Annotated in this window: 1 protein-coding gene; it reads left to right on the forward strand. The window is 48.5% G+C overall.

The features are described from left to right. Nucleotides 1-32: 32 nt before the first annotated feature. On the forward strand, nt 33-274 hold a 242-nt coding region (locus tag Q5L94_RS13670), incomplete at its 3' end, for a hypothetical protein (RefSeq protein ID WP_317498903.1).

The following is a 274-nucleotide window of genomic DNA, read 5'->3' on the forward strand; positions in this document are numbered from 1 at the left end:
TTGCGCTTACCCCTCCAGTGATGGCCGATAATATGGATCATGGCTACTATGCAAAGATCGTCTCTGAAGGCTCGGCTTGGTCCTTGAGGGTCAATGAATTACATCTGCGCAACAACGTTGAAGTAGGTTTTGGAAATTCAACCGGAAATATCGGTCGCGCCGTACAGCCTGGCCGAAATACTGTCTCAATTCTTTTCGCTCCGGTCACCGGTAAAAACCTTGAGACTGGAGGATATGAGCAGAGCTTGCGTGACGGTGTTAGTTTTGAAGTGAC

Origin of the sequence: Idiomarina sp. Sol25 (genome assembly GCF_033052775.1) — a bacterium.
GTDB lineage: Bacteria > Pseudomonadota > Gammaproteobacteria > Enterobacterales > Alteromonadaceae > Idiomarina.